Annotated in this window: 2 protein-coding genes; both read right to left on the minus strand. The window is 63.5% G+C overall.

The genetic code is table 11. The features are described from left to right. On the minus strand, positions 1 to 220 hold a 220-nt coding region (locus ACUH78_RS19505; RefSeq protein ID WP_445334478.1), incomplete at its 3' end, for a nucleotide-binding YajQ family protein. A gap of 19 nt (positions 221 to 239) precedes the next feature. Then, a partial coding sequence (gene ppnP / locus ACUH78_RS19510) for a pyrimidine/purine nucleoside phosphorylase (protein ID WP_445334477.1) occupies positions 240 to 559 on the minus strand: 320 nt, incomplete at its 5' end.

Consider the following 559-nt stretch of genomic DNA (forward strand, 5'->3'; position numbering starts at 1 on the left):
CGTCGACGTTCTTCTTGGTCATCTCGGGCAGCAGGATGGTCTTGATCTGGTCGAGCTGGAAGTCGCTGTCACCGTAGAGGGTGATGAGTTTTTCGGCGAGCTCGATGTTGGCACTGGTGCCCTTGAAGTCGTGGCGGCCGGTGACCTTGCGGTTGGCCTGCTCGACCGCGTTGCGCAGCGCGGGCTGGTCTACCTCGGACATGATGTCGAACGACGGCATGGCTCCCCCTCCCCTGCGCTCAGCCGAAGTGGCAGATGTAGTGATAGGGCTCGCCGACGACTTCGATGTCGAAGCTCGAATTGGCGGGCACGTTGAAGGATTGGCCGGCGCCGTAGGTCGTCCAGTCGCCGGGGTTGCCGTCAGGGTCCTTCAGGCGCACGCTGCAGCTGCCGGCGACGCATTCCATGACTTCCGGGGCGCCGGTGTTGAAGGTGAGCAGCGCCGGCAGGATGACGCCGACCGATTTCCGGGTGCCATCGGCGAGTTGAATGCCGTGACTGACGCACTTGCCGTCGAAATACACGTTGGCCTGGGTGGTGACGGTGACGCCGTCGAAGC

It is taken from the genome of Thauera sp. ZXT1-4 (genome assembly GCF_052598215.2).